Genomic DNA, 17,473 nt, shown 5'->3' with positions numbered 1-17,473 from the left:
GGCGGCTCCTAGCGCTGGTGACGCAGTGCGTCCACGATGTTCATGCGTGACGCCTTCCAGGCCGGGACGATGCTGGCCAGCAGTGTGGTGAGAACGGCCATGGTCATCGCTTCAGCGAGGATTCTCGAGTTGATGTTGATCTGGGCTGTGAATCCGCGAGCCATCCCCGGTGCCGGCGGCATGGGGATCCCGAAGTGGGAAATGATGGCAGCAAGCGTGGAGCCGATCGCAATGCCGATCAGCCCCCCGATAACGCCAAGCAGTAGGCCCTCGAGCAGGAATGTGCGCAGCACTCCGCTGGCTTTGACGCCTAGTGCCATGACGGTACCGATTTCGCCCGTCCGCTCGATTACCGCCATCGACAGGGTGTTGCTGATCGACAGGACAATGATGAATGCGATCAGCAATTCCACACCGCCAATTTGCCTCGACATCAGGGCAACGCTCTTCTTGTAGAAGTCGGCCAGCTCATGCCAGGCCACGAATTGTATATCGTTGCGTTGGTGGGCGGTCTTGGCTTGACTGATGAATGAGTCGGTGTCGTCGGTGTGCTTCAGAAGGATGAGCCAGTTGGTGGCACCGCTGACTTTGGATAGTTGCTGGGCAATTGGCAACGGTGCGCGCAGGAAGGCATCGTCATAAGCTTTGGTGGATGTCATGAACAGGCCGCGGATCCGGCATTCGACGGCGCTCAGACTCCCTTTCTTGCTGGCGCTCAGCAGCACCACCGTGTCTCCGGCCTTTACGCCGAGATTGGCGGCCAAGCCTTCTCCGACGATGATTCCCTGCGGCTCGTTCGCGGAGAGCGCTTCTCCTTCGACGATGTGCAGATCCTTGCTGAGATCCCGTTCCCGCACAGGATCCACGCCTTCACCTGAAAACCCGATGCTGGCGTCTCCATGGCTGATCAATCCTGTGAAGACGAGACGGGGTGTGACGGTCAGGACGCCAGGGGCCTGGCTGAGTTGCTCGAAAAGCGGGTCGTTCTTTGGAAGCAGGTAAGAGTAAGGGTCCGCGATGCCCTTCTCGAAATAACCTGGGCGCACCACCTGGACATGGCCGAGTTGGGCCCGGATGGTGGTTTCACGGATGTTATCGAAGATCCATTGGACGAATCCACCCGCCAGCATGAGCGCGATGACTCCCCCGGAAATGATCGCCAACGCAAACAGTGAGCGCCGACGCTGCCGAATGACATTTCGGGATGCAAGCGTCAGATCGCGAAGGTAGATATCTAGCGACATGTTGATCGGGTGCGGCTTGTCGAGGCGGAGATCGCCATTGTATAGACTCTGTGCATGACCTGATCAACCGCTGGGCTTGGAGCTGAGTCTCTTGCGGAGCTGATGGAACGACATAAATGAAAAAGCCGCCCGGTTCGAACCGGGCGGCTTTTTAACTGCATGAGAAAGCTGCCCTAAGGGCTGCGACCTCTCTTAGGCCTTGCGGCGGCGCAGGGCGCCAGTCAGAGCGAAACCAAGGCCAGCCAGGGCCAGGGAGCCGGGTTCCGGCACCTTGTATTGGAACGAGGTGACGTTGGTCGTCTGGAACTGGAAGTCGCTGTTGCCGGTGAAGGTCGTGCCGTCGTTCGCAGCAATAACGCCGTTGGTGTCGCCGAGTGCGCCACCGTATTGCGGCGTATAGCCGACGACTTGATCGGACGGGTTGGCTTGCGAGAACGGATCAACCAGCTGGCCGGTATCGCTCACGTCGCCGCCGTCAACCAGGGACAGCGACGTGATGTTGGTCTTGAAGAAGTTGGTATCGATGAAGTCACCAACCGATGCGCCGATGTCGACCACCAGCGAGCTTTGACCGTTACCCTGGATGGACTTGATACCAGGGGCGTCGTTGGCGCCGAAGTGATCCAAGTCGGTGATCGGGGTCGGATTGCTCGGGATAACACCCAGCGAAACCAGCAGATCATTGATGAAGGTGCTGTTCTGGAAAGTCCCGGAGCCGCCGACGATCGTGCCTTGCAGGATCTTGATGCCGTCGCTGTAGCCGGTGCCGGTGATGTCGTTGGCCGTCTGGACAGCGTTGTAGAAAATGGAAACCGTGCCGCTGATCGGGCTCAGGGCAATGTTGGCGGCGCCCACGCTGGTGGCCGTGGCGGCTTCCTGGAAGCTGGCCTGGACAGTCCATTGGCCGACCGGGGTGTAAGTGCTGGAAGAGCCACCATTGTTATACACAAAGGTGTTCAGCTGGGCTTGGTAGTAGCTCTGGAAGACAGCAGTGCCGCTGGACAGCGAGCTGTTCAGGGATGCGATCGTTTGGCCCGTGCTGCCGCCGGCGCCAACGGTCACAGCGTTACCGGCCAGCCAGTTCAGGGAGGTGACGGAAATATCGCCGAACGCACCACCGGCCCCATCGGGGTCGATGGTGACGGTCTGAGCGGAAAAATCTGCGTGTGCCTGGGACGCGGCCCCAATGACAGCCAGGGCTGCTGCGATTTTAAGCATTTTTTTCATGGAAGCTCTCCAGTTGAAAACGGTGTTGCGTAAAGGGTTAGGCAGTCTCTTTTGTTCATCGCCTTGCGAAGACTTTAAGCGAGAGCCGTGCCAGAAAAAAAATTCCATTTGTTTACAGCAGTGTAGATGTTTTGGGGGGGCGCATGGGTGTGTGTCCGACGGACGCTTGTAAAATTTTTCGACATGCTGACGACGTGCTGCCGGCCAAACAGGGACTGACTGTGAGCTCGCACGCTAGCGAGGTGCGGGTGGCCTTATGCTGTGCTGCCAGCCATCGGTTGCTCCCGTCGGCCAGTAGTCATTGGTATGGCGTGTGCAGCCTTGCTGGCATGCGCTATCCTGCATGCCAGCGTGCTTGGTGCGGCGGTCCGGAGGCTCGGGTTACCCGCGCTCGGGTGAGAGTGCAGGTGATGGGGCTGGTCAATTCGCCCGTGGCTTGACCTCGTATGACAAGGTGAGGTGGAAAGGAAGGCGATGCGCAAAGTTACTGTTCTCCCAATTTTGGTTTTCTTTGCCTTGTTGTCTTTCCCGGTGCTGCTGACCGGAGGCTGTGCATTCCTCCTGATGAAATGGCTTGATGGTCGCTTCGGGGGGGAAATACTGCTCGCGTTGTCGGTGGTGTCCGTGTTTCTTGCACTGACAGTGTTGGTTTATCGGGCGTATATCCGTTTCTTCCCCTTTCCGGAGGGGGAACTCGCAGTTGGGTCCACGGAAGAGTTTCGTTACCTCGTGTACATCATGTTCTGGCTGATGATCTTCTTGCCCATTCTGCGCTTATGCATCATTCCCGTGCCGCTGTCGCGGCTGGTCCTGATTGCATTGGGCGGCAAGGTAGGAGACGGGACGTATTCGTCAGGACTTGTCTTCGACCCCCATCTGGTCAGTATTGGTGCCGGAACCCAGCTGGGTATCGATTGCTTGATCATTCCCCATGCGCAGGCGGCGGGGAAGCTGGCCCACCATCGGGTGTGCATTGGCGACAATGTGACGATCGGCGGCCGTTCCGTGATCATGGCCGGGGCGGTCATCGAAGATGGCGCTGTCGTTGGATTTTGTTCCCTGGTCACCAAGGGCACCCATATCCGGAAGGATGAAGTGTGGGGTGGGGTGCCGGCGCGCTTGATCCGGGCTGCCAGTACTTCAGAGCCCGATGCTTAGATGGCGCTGGGCAGTGGTCATGGGATGAGTGTTCTGATGGCCGCCGATAGCTGGGTTCTGGGGTTGTAGCGGCTGATGGTCCTGGCAAAGACGGAAGCGTTCGATACCAACTCCGGGGCTGCGAGCATCTGCTTGGCTAGCGGGCCAAGCCGCCCTCGGACGAGGGCGTCGTTGCGGATGACGGTCCCCAGGCCGTTCTTTTCCAGGTAGTGCATATTGAGGAACTGGTCCAGATTTCTCGGTATGCCGAGGACGGGGGTTCCGCAGGCGATGGCTTGGTATGAAGTGGGACTTCCGCCGTTGCAGACCACGAGATCGGCGCGGTTTGCGGCCAGAGTTCCAGGTAAATACTCGGCGCTGAATACACGTGGATGCTTGGGCAGGTGTTTGGCTCCGGCCGTTGCAACCATGATCTGTGCATCGGTGCAGCTTAGTTGCCTGACAATTTCCGGCAACGTACTTTCATCGCCGGAACTACCCAGCGTGAGGTAGATGATTGGTCGTCCAGCATCCAATTCATCCCACCAAGGCGGAAAGGGGAGGTCGGGAGCCCACTGGATCGGACCTAGAAAAACGCCATCGGGTAGGTCGGTATCGAGCCCGTACACTTCGGGAATGTCGCTGAACAGGGCAAGGTCCGCATCCGTGTAAATATTGCGGAGATCGTGACCGAGGGATGGCAGGCCGTAATGACGGCGCAGCGCATTCATCGGTCGGCAGTGATAGGCGAAGGCGAATGGCCGTGCTATGTCGAAGAGAAGTTGGGAAAGGCCTATACCCAGATACCTGACCATTGGCAGGTCAGGTACGACGAAGCGCGGCGAGAAGGCCGGGCTCCAGTAGGCGTTTGTGATGGTTGCGTAAGGGATGTGCAGGCGACGTGCCGAGATCGAGAGCGTGATCCGGAAGTCTCCGATCACCATATCGGGGCGGTAGGCCGACAGTACTTGTTCGTCCTCTTCCACGTATTGCCGCAGAGTGGAGAAATCGAATACTGGGCGTCCTTTGGCCAGATTGTCGATGAACTTCGCCTTGCCGGTGGGTTTGAGAAGGTGAGTCTGGCCGGAGAAGTCATGCAGGAAACGGGCGGAATCCGCAGAGGCTGCCAGGATGACTTTGTGACCAGCTTCCTGGAGATAGCGCGCCAGCTGCAGGGGGCGGCCCAGATGCGCCAGAGTGACGTCATGGGCCATCAACAGGATCTTCTTGGGCATCACGGCATGTCTTGGAAAGAAGTGCGGCTTGTGAGTCGTCCGCAAAATTCTGCAGGCTTGCGGCGTTTGATGTCCAGCGGGAGCGAGCCGGGGTGAGCGGTTCTCTGCCGGGTTTGCCTCTATCGGGAGAGCAGGGAAACCAGCATGAAGCGGCATTCCATGCCCAGGCCTTGAGTTTGGCTGGCCTTTCCATCGCCCATATCGGGGGCGAAAAGACTGCATTGCTGTGCAGTGGCCTTTCCGGTCTTCCGGATGGCTGCCAGCAACTCGATGAATTTTTCTTCATGGTCTACCGTGGCACGGATGCGTAGAGGGGTCAGACCGATCAGTGCTGGCGGTGCATTCCGTTGCCGTTCATCCAGAGCGACATCGGGGCTGAATTCATAGTCGGTGACAGCCAAGCCCGGTCGTGCCGCCAGGGATTGGATGCTTTCGATCCAGCCAACCCGGTCGGGTGTCGTCGAAAGCTCTTCATGCCGGTAACGAGTCCATGAGGCCAGTGCGTCGTCGGTCGCCTGGTTTGTCTTCAACACCTGCTGGTAATGGGCTTCGAGTTGAGCAAGGCGGGATTCAGCTGCAATGCTTGCCTGTAGGGCCTCCGTGTACCACTGAAGGCTGACCGCCTGGAGGGCCACGCCTGCGGCAACGAGAAGGATTGCAACCGACAGGGGGCGCAGCAACGGTCGGAGGTGTGGTGGCAGTGACCTCATGGTTTGGTGACCGGAAATTCCATACGGATGACGAGATCGGCTGCTTGTGCGTTTTTCTCGAGCACAGCAGGGCTGAGAGGCCGATTGGCCATCATTTCAACGGGGACTTGTTCGGTGTGCAGGTGAGCGTAGGGAATCGTGCTGAGTGCTGTGAGAATGCGCTGCGTGTGGTCTGTCCGCTCTCGTGTTCCTTCACGGGGTAGGGCGAAGTGCAGGGTCAGCGTTTCGCCAGACGTTGGCGTTTCCTTTGTTGCACCCGCATTACTACTATTGGCACTCCAGTCGATCCTGCGTATCACGACGTCCGGTAGCGGGTTCAGGGCGACGGCCAACTGGCGCAGGGCAGGCTCGGGGCCTGAGCTTGCCGTGTCCAGGTGTTGGAGGGTCTCCAGGGTGATCTGGAGCTGCGCCAGCGAATGGGGAGGCGTCGGACTGGTCGCTACCAGTGTCGTCAAGGCTTGCTCGGTGGCGTCGCCACGGGCTTTGGCGGTACTGCTCCGCTGCTCTAAGGGTTGGATTTCCCGCATGTTGGCGATGGCAAATGCTGCGCAAGCGAGCAGGATGACGGCAGATGTGGCCTGGAGTGCCCGGCCGATCTGGTGAAGCTGGTGGGTGAGCAGAAATCTACCGGGAGTGGCCTGCGGTAATCGGGAGTGCCGCTGGAGCAGGGGCAGCAGCATGGGCAGGCAGCCTTCGGCACGAGAAGCGGATGGGGACGTGCCTGGGAGCAGGTGCGCAGGATCCTTCAGGATGAAATGCAGATCGCCGTGGGGAATGGATAACTCCAGTGCTGGGGACATATTGTCTTCCGGCGATGTCAGCAGATAGCACGTGCATTGCGTGTCATGGGCGATGAGGCGTTGGCTGAGTAGGTGGCGGTGAGCTTCCTGGGCCTCTGCCATCCATTCGGACAGCTGTGGCGTGAGGTGGGAGGGCAAAGGGTGCAATCGGCTGAGCAGGAGCTTGCAACCATCAAAGCATGAAACCCGCAGACCGGCAGGTGTCTGCAGGGCCAGCAGGAATGTCCCTGGTGCGGCAGGAAGGTGAGGGATGACGGTGGCCGCGAGAAAAGGCATGGGAATGAGCCGTCTCAGGCGGTGGCCATGACGTTCAATGATGGCGAGCCAGGGATCGATGGTCGGGGGGCGGTTCAGGGCTGCGAACAGGACGCGCTCCTCTCGCCTCCCGGATGGCCTGGAGTCGAGGTACTGGTGGGCTACGTAAGGGGTATCGGGGAAGATCTGCGCCTGTCGGCGTTCCCGTAAGCGCCTGCGGTCAGGGCCGCGAACATGGGGTAGGGTTTCGATCCTGAAGCGCTCATCGGGCAGATCCACCAGGAGGGTGAATGCCGTATTCGCCCAGGATTCTTCCAGCCACTGTGAAAAGGCCTCCTGGCCGACAGTGTCGGGCGCGAACTGTCCGATATGTTCTGTCGTGCGTCTCCGCAGGCGATAGCAGTGCAAGCCGTCAGGCGCGAGGTAAAGGAGTGGCGGGCGGCCCATGGTCAGAATGGCATGTGGGTGATGATGTCGTACACCGGCATCAGGACTGCGCTCATGACGCCCAGGAGCAGGGCGCCGAGGACGAGCGTCAGTACCGGCTCTATGCTGGCCTGCAGACGTTCGATCGCCTCACGGACGTCCCGGTCGTAGAAGTAGCTGACGTTGGCGAGGGCCGTGTCGATGGCGCCGGTGCTTTCGCCGACCCGCAGCATGCGGGTAACCAGGGGCGGAAACAGGTTCACGGCAATGAACGCCTCCGATACCTGCCGGCCATCCTCGATGGCTCGTCCGACCTCTTGCAGTCCGCGTTGCAGGGCTGTGTTGCCGACCACGTCTTCGGCGGTCTTCAGGGCATCGATGATGGTGATGCCGGATGCGTACATCATGGCGAACAGGCCGGTGAAGCGGGCCAGGATGATCTTGTTCAGGATGGTGCCGATGATAGGCAGGTGCAGGAGTGCGGCATCGAAGTGCAGGCGCAGCCCGGCATGCGTGCGCAGTGCCAGCCGCACGCCCAGAACGCTGGCTGGCACGCTGCCGAGCAGCAGCCAGCCGTACTCGGAGAGCAGGCCCGACAGGAGGATGAGCTGGCGGGTCTGCCACGGCAGGGGTTGGCCGGTGCTGTGGAACAGGCGGGCGAGTTCGGGTACGACGTAGAGCAGCGCGACGCTGAGTGCGGCCAGGATGACCACGGTGACGATGGCCGGGTAGATCGCCAGGCGGCGCGAATGGGATGCCAGTTCATCGTCGCGCTTGAGGGCGTCGGCAAGGGTGTGGAGGATGTCCGGCAGGCGGCCGGACAACTCGCCGGCCCGGATCAGGTTGCGGAACACCGGATCGAAGACGCGGGGATGGTGGGCAAAGGCTTCCGACAGGGTGGCGCCGCCTTCGATGGCCTGTACCGTGTCGGCGATGACCTGCCGGAACGGCGGGTGGTGGATGGCGTCCCGCAGGTCGGTCAGGCTTTCGATGATAGGTACGCCGGCGCGCAGGAATTGCTCCAGGTGGAAGCACAGCTTGATCAGTTCCCGGCGGGAGACGGGGCGCTGACGACGAAGCACGCGGGAGGCTGCGGCCGGCTTGCCGTGGAGGAGTTCGAGACCTAGATCGTGCAGGCGTTGTTCGAGATCCGGAAGGTCGGTGGCCAGCAGGCGTCCACGGATCCGCCGTCCGTCTGCATCCAGAGCCCGATAGGCGAAGTCGATCATGGCAGGGAGGGAGTGGTCAGGTCGATTACCCGGGCCAGTTCCGCGAGTGTGGTATTGCCTTCAAGGACCCGTCTTGCGCCGTCTTCGGCAAGGCTGGCGAAGCCGTGCTCCCGAGCCATGGCGAGGATTTCCCGTGCGGACGCGCGATGGGCGATCAGTTCGTCCAGGCCGGAATCCAGGCGCAGCAATTCGATGATCGCCAGCCGCCCCTGGTAGCCCTGGAAGCCGCATTGTGCACAGCCGATGGCACGGTATAGAACGGGAGGGGGCTGGTTCGGGATGAGGCCGAGTAGCGGCAGTTCGTGTGCTTCGGCGGGATATGCTTCGCGGCATGCGGGGCACAGGCGCCGCACGAGCCGCTGGGCGACGATGCCGATCAGGCTGCCGGCCAGAATGTCCGGCAGGATGCCGATGTCCAGCAGACGTGGGATCGCGCCGACCGCCGAGTTGGTGTGCAGCGTCGAATAGACTTGGTGGCCGGTCATGGCCGCCTGCAGGGCCATGCGCGCGGTATCGGTGTCACGGATCTCGCCGACCAGGATCACGTCGGGGTCCTGGCGCAGCATGGAGCGCACGCCATTGGCGAAGTCCAGCCGGGCCGCGTCGGCAACGGCGGTTTGGCGGATCATCGCTAGCGGGTACTCGACCGGATCCTCCAGCGTCATGATGTTGACGTGCTCGGTGTTGAGGTGATTGAGGATCGAATAAAGCGTGGTGGTCTTGCCGCTGCCGGTCGGCCCAGTGACGAGGATCAGCCCCTCGGGGCGGGAGATCATCAGCTTCAACTGCTCGAAGGCGGCTGGCGCCAACCCCAACTCGCCCAGGCTGACGATGCCCTTTTGGCGGTCGAGGACACGTAGCACGATGTTCTCTCCATGGATGGTGGGTTGGCTGGCGACGCGGAAATCCACCGGGCGTCCGCTGACCTGGAGGGAGATGCGTCCGTCCTGGGGCGCGCGGGTTTCGGCGATGTTGAGGCCGGCCATTACTTTCAGACGGACGGCCATGGCAGGCCAGTGGGATTTGTGCAGGGCGCGGATCTGCCTCAGCAGGCCGTCCAGGCGATAGCGGATGCGCAGGAAGCCGGCTTCGGGTTCGAAATGAATGTCCGACGCGCCACGCTTGACGGCATCGGTCAGCAGGGAATCGACGAGCCTCACCACCGGCTGCGCATACTCGCCGCGGCTGTTGCTCCGGCTGCGCCCGTCCCGGACGCCGGTTTCGATCTCGTGCAGGATGCCATCGATGGACAGGGTGTGGCCGTAGAACTGGTCGATGGCTCGGGCGATTTCCGATTCGCCGGCGAGGCGCGTCTCGATGGTCGTGCCGGGGGGAAGGACGCCGAGCAGCGGGTCGTGGGTGGCCGCATCGTTGCTGTTGCCGGTGGCGATGAGCAGGTGGCGACGGGCTGCGTCATAGCTGAGGGGCATCAGCTTGAGGCGGCTGGCCAGTTCGTGGGGAATCAGGGCCAGGGCTTCGCCGTCCGGGATCTGGGTGCTTAGGTCGACGCTGGTCTGTTCCAGCGCGTCGGCCAGCGCATCGCGCAGCACGGCCTCGGACAGGAAGCCGAGGCGCACGAGGTGCTGGCCGAGCAGGCCGCTGTCGCGGCGTTGTTCATGCAGCGCGATCTGGAGCTGGTCCTGGCTGATCAGGCCGAGTTGTATGAGCGTCGCCCCGATGGGCAGTGAAATGGTGTCTGGTTTCATGGCGTGCGGCTCATGGTTGCGTTGCTTGCTCTGCAGTCGCGGATGGAAAGTTGCGTTCGCCTGGGTGGGGAGATTCCCTGAGGAAGTTTTCGTCCGGGAGCAGGCGTCGCAGGTGTTCGGTGCTGGCAACGACGTCGGGGCCGCGCATGACGACCGGCCGCAGGAAGATCACCAGCTCTGTCTTCTGGATGCCGTTGTCCCGGTTGGTGAACAGCTCGCCCAGCAGGGGGAGACTGCTGATCAGTGGCACCCGGCCGGTCTTGTAATCGATGCGGTCTTCCATCAGGCCGCCGAGAATGGCGGTTTCGCCGTTGGCGACGCGCAGGACAGACTCGATCTCACGGGTCCTGATCTGCGGGACCAGGTTGGCGATGCCGGTCGGGATGTTGGGGTTCGGGTCGCGCCGGAAATCGGAAATGCTGGAAATCGTCGGGCGGACGTTGAGGATGACTTCGCCGCTTTCGCTGATCTGGGCGGTGACGGTCATCACGAGGCCGACGGACACCGCCTGAGGCGTCGTGCTGACGGTCGTCAGTGCGCCGGCGTTGGTGGTCTGCGTGGTGTCGGCCTTGACGTTGAAGTAGACGTATTCCTCGACGACCTTCAGCGCCGCGGTCTGGTTATTGAGAACCGACAGTTTGGGGCTCGACAGCACCTTGACGGTCCCGAAGCCTTCGAGCAGCTTCACCGTCGCATCGACGCCGCCTGCACTCGAGAATGTGGCGCTGAAGGGCGTCACCGTGTTGCCGGCACTGCTGCCCAGATTCGGCCCGGTGATTCCGAAGTGGGTGCCGCTGGCCAGGATCCGGCTCCAGTCGATGCCTTGCCGGAAGGTGTCCGACAAGCTGACTTCCAGGATGGTGGCCTCGATGAGTACTTGCCGACGTGCGGCCGCCATCACCTGCTCGATGAATTCGCGGACCTTTTCATGCTGACGCCCCGTGGCCCGTACGCTGAGAATGCCGCTTTCCCGATGGGCGACCACCGACGCGGCCTCGCGGAAGGTCGATTTGTGGACCACCGTCGTACTGCTGTTCTGCGTTGCCGCTGGACCCGGGGTGGCGTTGATGCGCACGTTGCTGCGCGACGGCTGCGCCGGTGTGTTCCGTGTGCGGGAGACGGACGGGGTGCTTGTAGGGACAGTTCCGGTGGTGGTGCTCGTTTCGGTGTTTTCGATCAGGGTATCGCTCGAGCCCGGCGGCAGGATCTTGTCGGTCTCGTGCAGCAGATCGCGGATATTTTTCTCGACGGATTCCCAGAACTGGTTGCGGGATGTGTTCTCGATGCGCGTGGCGGAGACGTTGCCGCCACCGACGAGCGCAGTGCCGGGCGTGGCGGTGCCGCCAGCGTGGGCGACGCCGCTGGTGCTGGTGGCGATCTGTGTGTTGGTGGAGACAGTGCCGGAAACCGTGCGGCTGAGATTGACGTAATCGAGGCGGTAGTGGTGCAGGTAGGGGGCGTCGGGCATTACGAGCAGGGTCTGGTCATCGAGTTCGAAGCGCATGTCCACCTGCTTGGCGATGCGGGCGAGCAGCTGCGGCAACGTCTGGTTGATGGCGTTGAGAGTGATCGTGCCGCTCAGTCCCGGGTGGATATCGATGTTGATGCGGGCATCCCGCGCTAGGGCGAACAGCAGATCCTGGACGCGTACGTTGGTAACGACGACCGAATAGGTTTCCTGTCGTTGGGGCCGCGGTGGCGATACGGCCGCCACGGGCGGTGTCGCAGTTGCGTCGCGGCGCTGACCCAGGCTGGCGGCGCCGATGTGCGTGCCGGCTCGTTGTTCTGGTGGAACGGAGGCGCAGGCGGCGAGGAGCAGGGCGGACGCCAGGAACGGGCTGGAACGACGCAGCATGGTTGCAGGGCTGAAAATTTATGTCATCCGAGTTTATGACAAAAGTATTTTGTTGCAAATGGGTGACGCGGGCTTGCAGGATTTGCTTCGGGATAAAGGAGCACTATGGGCTCCGGCTGTGCCAGCTCTGGCCGGAGCGGGTGTAAGTCATGTGTAAGATTGATAACTTCTAATGGCGCCCGGAAGTAGGATTGGCCCGCCAGAAAAAGCCATTAGAAGCAGGCGCGCCGCGAAGGTCCTGTTCCCCACCCAGCCAAGGTTTTATCGCAAGCTAAGTTGCACACTCAATAACACGAGGAGAGGTGAAAAAATGACGAGCGAAACCACCCAGAAGTTCTACTATCCGTCCGAAGAGGTGGTCAAGAACGCTGCCGTGTCGGGCATGGAAGCGTACAAGGCGCTGTGCGCCGAGGCCGAGCAGGACTACGAGGGCTTCTGGGGCAAGCGCGCCAAGGAGCTGATCGAATGGCAGACTCCGTTCACCCAGGTTCTCGACGAGAGCCAGGCTCCGTTCTTCAAGTGGTTTGCCGACGGCAAGCTGAACGTCTCCTACAACTGTCTCGACCGTCAGGTCAAGAACGGTCTCGGCGACAAGATCGCGCTGATCTTCGAAGGCGACAAGGGCGACGTCACCAAGGTCACCTACTCCGACCTGCTGGGCCGCGTCAGCAAGTTCGCTAACGCGCTGAAGAGCCAGGGCGTCAAGAAGGGCGACCGTGTTGTCATCTACCTGCCGATGTCCATCGAGGGCGTCGTCGCGATGCAGGCTTGTGCCCGTATCGGCGCCACCCACTCCATCGTCTTCGGCGGCTTCTCCGCCCAGTCCCTGGCCGACCGCATCAACGATGCCGGCGCCGTGCTGCTGATCACCTCCGACGGCCAGAACCGTGGTGGCAAGGCCCTCCCGCTCAAGTCCATCGCCGACGAAGCGCTGGCCAGCGGCTGCCCGACCATCAAGAGCGTTCTCGTCGTGAAGCGTACCGGCGGCGAAACCGCCATGGTCGCCGGCCGCGACATCTGGGCCGACGACCTGCTCGCCCAGCAGTCTGACGTCTGCGAACCGGAATGGGTCGAAGCCGAACACCCGCTCTTCCTGCTCTACACCTCCGGTTCCACCGGCAAGCCGAAGGGCGTCCAGCATTCCACCGGCGGCTACCTGCTGCACGCCATCCTGACCATGAAGTACACCTTCGACATCAAGCCTGACGATGTCTTCTGGTGTACGGCGGATATCGGCTGGGTCACCGGTCACACCTACATCACTTATGGCCCGCTGGCCTGCGGCGCGACCGAAGTCGTCTTCGAAGGCGTGCCCACCTACCCGGACGCCGGCCGTTTCTGGAAGATGATCCAGGACCACAAGGTCAACATCTTCTACACCGCGCCGACCGCCATCCGTTCCCTGATCAAGGCCGCGGACAATGCCCCGGCCGTGCATCCCAAGAACTACGATCTGTCCAGCCTGCGCATCCTGGGGTCCGTCGGCGAGCCGATCAACCCCGCCGCCTGGGAGTGGTACTACGAAAACGTCGGCGGCAGCCGCTGCCCGATCGTCGATACCTTCTGGCAGACCGAGACTGGTGGTCACATGATCACCCCGCTGCCCGGCGCCACCCCGTTGATCCCCGGTTCCTGCACGCTGCCTTTCCCGGGCATCCAGGCTGCGGTGGTCGATGAGACCGGTACCGAAGTGCCTTGGGGCCAGGGTGGCATCCTGGTCGTCAAGCGTCCGTGGCCGTCCATGATCCGCACCATCTGGGGCGATCCGGACCGTTTCGTGAAGTCCTACTACCCGGCTGACTTCCAGGGCAAGCTGTACTTGGCGGGCGACGGCGCGATCCGCGACAAGGACACCGGCTACTTCACCATCACCGGCCGTATCGACGACGTGCTGAACGTTTCCGGTCACCGCATGGGCACGATGGAAATCGAATCCGCCCTGGTGGCCCACGAGAAGGTTGCCGAAGCTGCAGTGGTTGGCCGTCCGGACGATCTGACCGGCGAAGCCATCGTAGCCTTCGTGGTGCTCAAGGGTGCTCGCCCAACTGGCGAGGATGCCGCCAAGGTGGTCAAGGAACTGCAGAACTGGGTTGGCCAGGAAATCGGCCCGATCGCCAAGCCGAAGGACATCCGCTTCGGTGAGAACTTGCCGAAGACCCGCTCCGGCAAGATCATGCGCCGTCTGCTCCGTCAGCTGGCCAAGGGCGAGGAAATCACCCAGGACACCTCGACGCTGGAAAACCCGGCGATCCTCGAGCAACTCAAGTAATTTCAGGCCCGGCAATTTGCCGGGCGCGACATCCCCGGCCGCGATGCCGGGCAGTCCGCAACAGGTGGCCCATGGGCTGCCGCAAAACTAAATACATGGAGACCGCGGACTGGTCGACGAAAAACAGGGGAGGAACCCGGTGCTGTTCGACCGGGGGTTGAGGGGGAGAAAAAGGCGCGTTCATCGCGCCTTTTTTTCGTCCATCGGTTCCATGTGCGCGGGACTGTGCCGGTCGTCGCCAGCGCTATCGCGCCGTGCCGTGATGCGGCCCGAAAGGCTCGCCAAGTCTGGTATTTCGGTTTATAAAAAGACCGCAAGCACAACCGCAGCATCGGGGAGGGGAGATGATCAAGGCGACGTTGACCGCGCAGCGCCTGGTGGCGTTATTCCTTTTCGGCTGCATGGCGATCAATTACCCGATACTGGCCATTTTTGATATGCAAGCCAGTTTGGTGGGCATCCCCATCCTCTACCTTTACGTGTTCGGGATCTGGGCCGCGCTCATTGCGCTGATGGCCTGGATCATTGAACGTTAGTCGGACAAACATCGATGTACGCGCCAGGCTTGTTTGTCGCGGGGGGGACGCCATGACTGGCACCATGATCGTTGTCGTGTCCTTCCTGTACCTGCTGCTGCTGTTCGCTGTGGCCTACGCGGGGGACAAGCGTGCCGATGCCGGGCGTTCGATCATTGCCAATCCGTCCATTTACGCCCTGTCCCTGGCGGTGTATTGCACGACCTGGACCTACTACGGCAGCGTCGGGCGGGCCGCCTCGTCGGGGCTCGGCTTCGTGCCGATCTTCCTGGGGCCAACCCTGGTCGTCGGACTGTGGTGGTTCGTGATGCTGAAGATGGTGCGGATCAGCAAGACATTGCGGATCACGTCCATCGCCGACTTCATCGCGTCCCGCTACGGCAAGAGCCAGCTGCTCGGTGGCCTGGTGACGGTCATCGCGGTGCTTGGCGTGATCCCCTACATCGCGCTGCAGTTGAAGGCGGTGTCGACCAGCTTTGCGATCCTCATGCAGTATCCGGCGATCGTCATGCCGGCGAAGACGGCAAACTTGCCGTGGCTGACGGACACGACACTGTACATCGCGCTGATCATGGCCGCCTTCACGATCCTCTTCGGCACCCGCCACCTGGACGCCACCGAGCGCCACGAAGGCATGGTGGCTGCGGTGGCCTTCGAATCCCTGGTCAAGCTGCTGATCTTCCTGGCCGTCGGCGTTTACGTCACCTTCGGGATCTTCGACGGTTTCGGGGATCTGTTCTCCCGTGCGGCCGCCTATCCCGAACTGGCACGCCTGATGACCATGGGGGCGAACGGCAACAGTTATGGCAACTGGTTCGCAATGACCTTGCTGTCCATGCTGTCCGTAATGTTCCTGCCGCGCCAGTTCCAGGTGGGCGTGGTCGAGAACGTCAATGAGAACCACCTGCGCCGGGCGATCTGGCAATTTCCGCTGTACCTGCTGCTGATCAACATCTTTGTGCTGCCCATCGCGTTGGGCGGGCTGATGCATTTCGCAGGACAGGACGTGGATGCCGACACCTTCGTGCTGACCTTGCCGATGTCCTTCGGGGATGGCTGGCTGGCGGTGCTGGTCTTCATCGGCGGCCTGTCGGCGGCGACCGGTATGGTAATCGTCGAGACCATCGCGTTGTCGACGATGGTTTGCAACGACCTGGTGATGCCTTTCCTGCTGCGCTATCGCTGGTTGCCGCTGCAGGGGGAGGGGGATTTGTCCGGCTTCTTGCTGGGAGTCCGACGCTTGGCGATCGTGTTGATCCTGCTGTTGGGTTATCTGTATTTCCGCTTCGCCGGTGAGGCCCATGCGCTGGTGAGCATCGGCCTGATCAGTTTTGCCGCGGTGGCCCAATTCGCGCCGGCCATGCTCGGCGGCATGTACTGGCGGGATGCGACCAGGGGCGGGGCGCTGGCGGGCTTGTCCTGTGGTTTTGCGGTGTGGCTGTACACGCTGTTGCTGCCTTCGTTTGCCAAGTCGGGTTGGTTGCCGGCTGATTTTCCGCACTCCGGGCTGTGGGGCGTGGAAATTCTGCGTCCGCAGGAACTGTTTGGGCTACAAGGGATCGATCCGATCGCCCACAGCCTGTTCTGGAGTCTCTTCGCCAATATCGGCGCCTATGTCTGGGTTTCTCTGCAGCGGCGCCCGAATGCGGTGGAGGCGGGGCAGGCCACACTGTTCGTGGACGTCTTCAAGCAGTCCAGGCCCGATGGGGAGGCGTTCTGGCGAGGTCGTGCGCAAGTTGATGACCTGCTGCCGCTGATCGGGCGTTTCATCGGACGGGAGCGGGCCTACAAGGTTTTTGCGGACTACGCGGAGAGCCGCGGAGTTGCCGGAGTGGAGGCCCTGCAGGCGGACGCGGGATTGGTGCACTTTGCCGAAACCACGCTGGCAGGGGCCATTGGCAGCGCATCGGCACGGGTCATGGTGGCTTCGGTCGTTCAGGAAGAACCGCTGGGTCTCGACGAGGTGATGGATATTCTCGACGAAGCATCCCAGATCCTGGCTTATTCCCGTCGGCTGGAGCAGAAGTCGCAGGAGCTCGAGGCCGCCACGCGAGAGCTGCGCGCGGCCAACGAACGTCTCAAGGAAGTGGACCGCCTGAAGGACGATTTCATGTCGTCGGTAACCCATGAGCTGCGTACGCCGCTGACCTCGATCCGGGCCTTTTCCGAGATGCTGCTGGAAGATCCCGACATCGACGTGGCCGACCGGACCCGTTTCCTGGGCATCATCGTCAGCGAGACCGAACGCCTGACGCGTCTGGTGAACCAGGTTCTCGACATGGCAAAGCTGGAGTCCGGTCACGCCGAATGGCACAACGGAGAGGTCAATCTGGTCGACGTGGTCGAGCAGGCTGTCGCTGCCACCAGTCAGCTGTTCAAAGACAAGAAGGTCGAACTCGACGTGCAACTGCCCGTCCAGGTGCCGCTCCTGCTGGCGGACAGGGATCGTCTCGTGCAGGTCGTGCTCAACTTGCTCTCCAATGCGGTGAAGTTCGTATTACAGGGGAAGGGACGGGTAACCGTCGTGTTGTGCGAGACGGCAGAAGGCCTGCGTGTCGATGTGCGCGACAATGGGCCGGGGCTGAGTCTCGAAGAGCAGGCCATCGTTTTCGAGAAATTCCGTCAGGGAGGAGACGCGATGACGGACAAGCCCCAAGGAACCGGCCTTGGGCTGCCGATCAGCCGACAGATCGTCGAGCACTACGGCGGCCGGTTATGGGTTGAGAGTTCGCTGGGGGCGGGCGCATGTTTCTCGTTTCTGTTGCCTTGCGGCAAATCAACAGAAACGAAAGATGAGGCAAGATAAACTACAAAGTCTCGCATCCGGCCGGAGCCGCGCGTCTG

General features: G+C 61.7%; 12 protein-coding genes. 4 read left to right on the top strand and 8 right to left on the bottom strand.

Translation table 11 applies throughout. From position 1 onward, the window contains the following. Nucleotides 1–8: 8 nt before the first annotated feature. Both AC1PPK_RS00285 and AC1PPK_RS00280 read right to left on the bottom strand, forming a co-directional pair. Entirely contained in the window at nt 9–1,244 is a 1,236-nt protein-coding gene (locus AC1PPK_RS00285; RefSeq protein ID WP_481115851.1) for an ABC transporter permease, read from the bottom strand. Nucleotides 1,245–1,436: 192 nt separating this feature from the next. Continuing rightward, nucleotides 1,437–2,579, bottom strand: coding sequence for a PEP-CTERM sorting domain-containing protein (locus tag AC1PPK_RS00280; RefSeq protein WP_481115850.1), 1,143 nt, complete (start codon nt 2,577–2,579; stop codon nt 1,437–1,439). A 366-nt stretch (nt 2,580–2,945) separates the two neighbouring features. Between AC1PPK_RS00280 and AC1PPK_RS00275 the strand changes: the two genes are divergently transcribed. Next, nucleotides 2,946–3,629 (top strand): acyltransferase, encoded by a 684-nt coding sequence (locus AC1PPK_RS00275; protein ID WP_481115849.1) that lies wholly within the window; start codon nt 2,946–2,948, stop codon nt 3,627–3,629. A gap of 17 nt (nt 3,630–3,646) precedes the next feature. Here AC1PPK_RS00275 and AC1PPK_RS00270 read toward each other — a convergent pair whose 3' ends face one another. The 6 genes from AC1PPK_RS00270 to mshL all read right to left on the bottom strand — a co-directional run bounded on the left by AC1PPK_RS00270 (nt 3,647) and on the right by mshL (nt 11,824). Beyond that, nucleotides 3,647–4,843 carry a glycosyltransferase gene (locus AC1PPK_RS00270; protein ID WP_481115848.1) on the bottom strand — a complete coding sequence of 399 codons (1,197 nt, stop codon included), beginning with the start codon at nt 4,841–4,843 and terminating at the stop codon, nt 3,647–3,649. A 119-nt stretch (nt 4,844–4,962) separates the two neighbouring features. Further along, nucleotides 4,963–5,523, bottom strand: a complete 561-nt coding sequence (locus AC1PPK_RS00265; protein WP_481115847.1) for a hypothetical protein — start codon at nt 5,521–5,523, stop codon at nt 4,963–4,965. Nucleotides 5,524–5,549: 26 nt separating this feature from the next. Continuing rightward, nucleotides 5,550–7,016: a hypothetical protein gene (locus AC1PPK_RS00260; RefSeq protein WP_481115846.1), complete on the bottom strand. Its 1,467-nt coding sequence runs from the start codon at nt 7,014–7,016 to the stop codon at nt 5,550–5,552. 41 nt (nt 7,017–7,057) lie between these two features. Beyond that, entirely contained in the window at nt 7,058–8,263 is a 1,206-nt protein-coding gene (locus tag AC1PPK_RS00255; RefSeq protein ID WP_481115845.1) for a type II secretion system F family protein, read from the bottom strand. Next, a complete protein-coding gene (locus AC1PPK_RS00250; protein ID WP_481115844.1) occupies nt 8,260–9,969 on the bottom strand; it encodes a GspE/PulE family protein in 1,710 nt (569 codons plus the stop codon). Before AC1PPK_RS00250 ends, AC1PPK_RS00255 begins: the two co-directional genes overlap by 4 nt. Before the next feature lie 10 nt (nt 9,970–9,979). Continuing rightward, nucleotides 9,980–11,824 (bottom strand): pilus (MSHA type) biogenesis protein MshL, encoded by a 1,845-nt coding sequence (mshL, locus tag AC1PPK_RS00245; RefSeq protein WP_481115843.1) that lies wholly within the window; start codon nt 11,822–11,824, stop codon nt 9,980–9,982. A gap of 310 nt (nt 11,825–12,134) precedes the next feature. Here mshL and acs point away from each other — a divergent pair, with 310 nt between their 5' ends. From acs to AC1PPK_RS00230, 3 genes are all read left to right on the top strand, one after another. Further along, nucleotides 12,135–14,093 (top strand): acetate--CoA ligase, encoded by a 1,959-nt coding sequence (gene acs / locus AC1PPK_RS00240; RefSeq protein WP_481115842.1) that lies wholly within the window; start codon nt 12,135–12,137, stop codon nt 14,091–14,093. 344 nt (nt 14,094–14,437) lie between these two features. Continuing rightward, complete coding sequence (locus tag AC1PPK_RS00235) at nt 14,438–14,629, top strand: hypothetical protein (RefSeq protein ID WP_481115841.1); 192 nt, start codon at nt 14,438–14,440, stop codon at nt 14,627–14,629. 52 nt (nt 14,630–14,681) lie between these two features. Continuing rightward, complete coding sequence (locus AC1PPK_RS00230) at nt 14,682–17,435, top strand: ATP-binding protein (RefSeq protein ID WP_481115840.1); 2,754 nt, start codon at nt 14,682–14,684, stop codon at nt 17,433–17,435. Nucleotides 17,436–17,473: the final 38 nt, after the last annotated feature.

The organism is Zoogloea sp. JDB1 (assembly GCF_056724025.1).
The sequence above is the reverse complement of the archived record's forward strand: the minus strand, read 5'-3'. Positions and strand labels throughout refer to the sequence as shown.

Bases quoted from the DNA above. Each gene is read 5' to 3' on its own strand.
- AC1PPK_RS00285 (WP_481115851.1), bottom strand. From the start codon at position 1,244: ATGTCGCTAGATATCTACCTTCGCGATCTGACGCTTGCATCCCGAAAT.
- AC1PPK_RS00280 (WP_481115850.1), bottom strand. From the start codon at position 2,579: ATGGAATTTTTTTTCTGGCACGGCTCTCGCTTAAAGTCTTCGCAAGGC.
- AC1PPK_RS00275 (WP_481115849.1), top strand. From the start codon at position 2,946: ATGCGCAAAGTTACTGTTCTCCCAATTTTGGTTTTCTTTGCCTTGTTG.
- AC1PPK_RS00270 (WP_481115848.1), bottom strand. From the start codon at position 4,843: ATGCCCAAGAAGATCCTGTTGATGGCCCATGACGTCACTCTGGCGCAT.
- AC1PPK_RS00255 (WP_481115845.1), bottom strand. From the start codon at position 8,263: ATGATCGACTTCGCCTATCGGGCTCTGGATGCAGACGGACGGCGGATC.
- AC1PPK_RS00250 (WP_481115844.1), bottom strand. From the start codon at position 9,969: ATGAAACCAGACACCATTTCACTGCCCATCGGGGCGACGCTCATACAA.
- mshL (WP_481115843.1), bottom strand. From the start codon at position 11,824: ATGCTGCGTCGTTCCAGCCCGTTCCTGGCGTCCGCCCTGCTCCTCGCC.
- acs (WP_481115842.1), top strand. From the start codon at position 12,135: ATGACGAGCGAAACCACCCAGAAGTTCTACTATCCGTCCGAAGAGGTG.
- AC1PPK_RS00235 (WP_481115841.1), top strand. From the start codon at position 14,438: ATGATCAAGGCGACGTTGACCGCGCAGCGCCTGGTGGCGTTATTCCTT.
- AC1PPK_RS00230 (WP_481115840.1), top strand. From the start codon at position 14,682: ATGACTGGCACCATGATCGTTGTCGTGTCCTTCCTGTACCTGCTGCTG.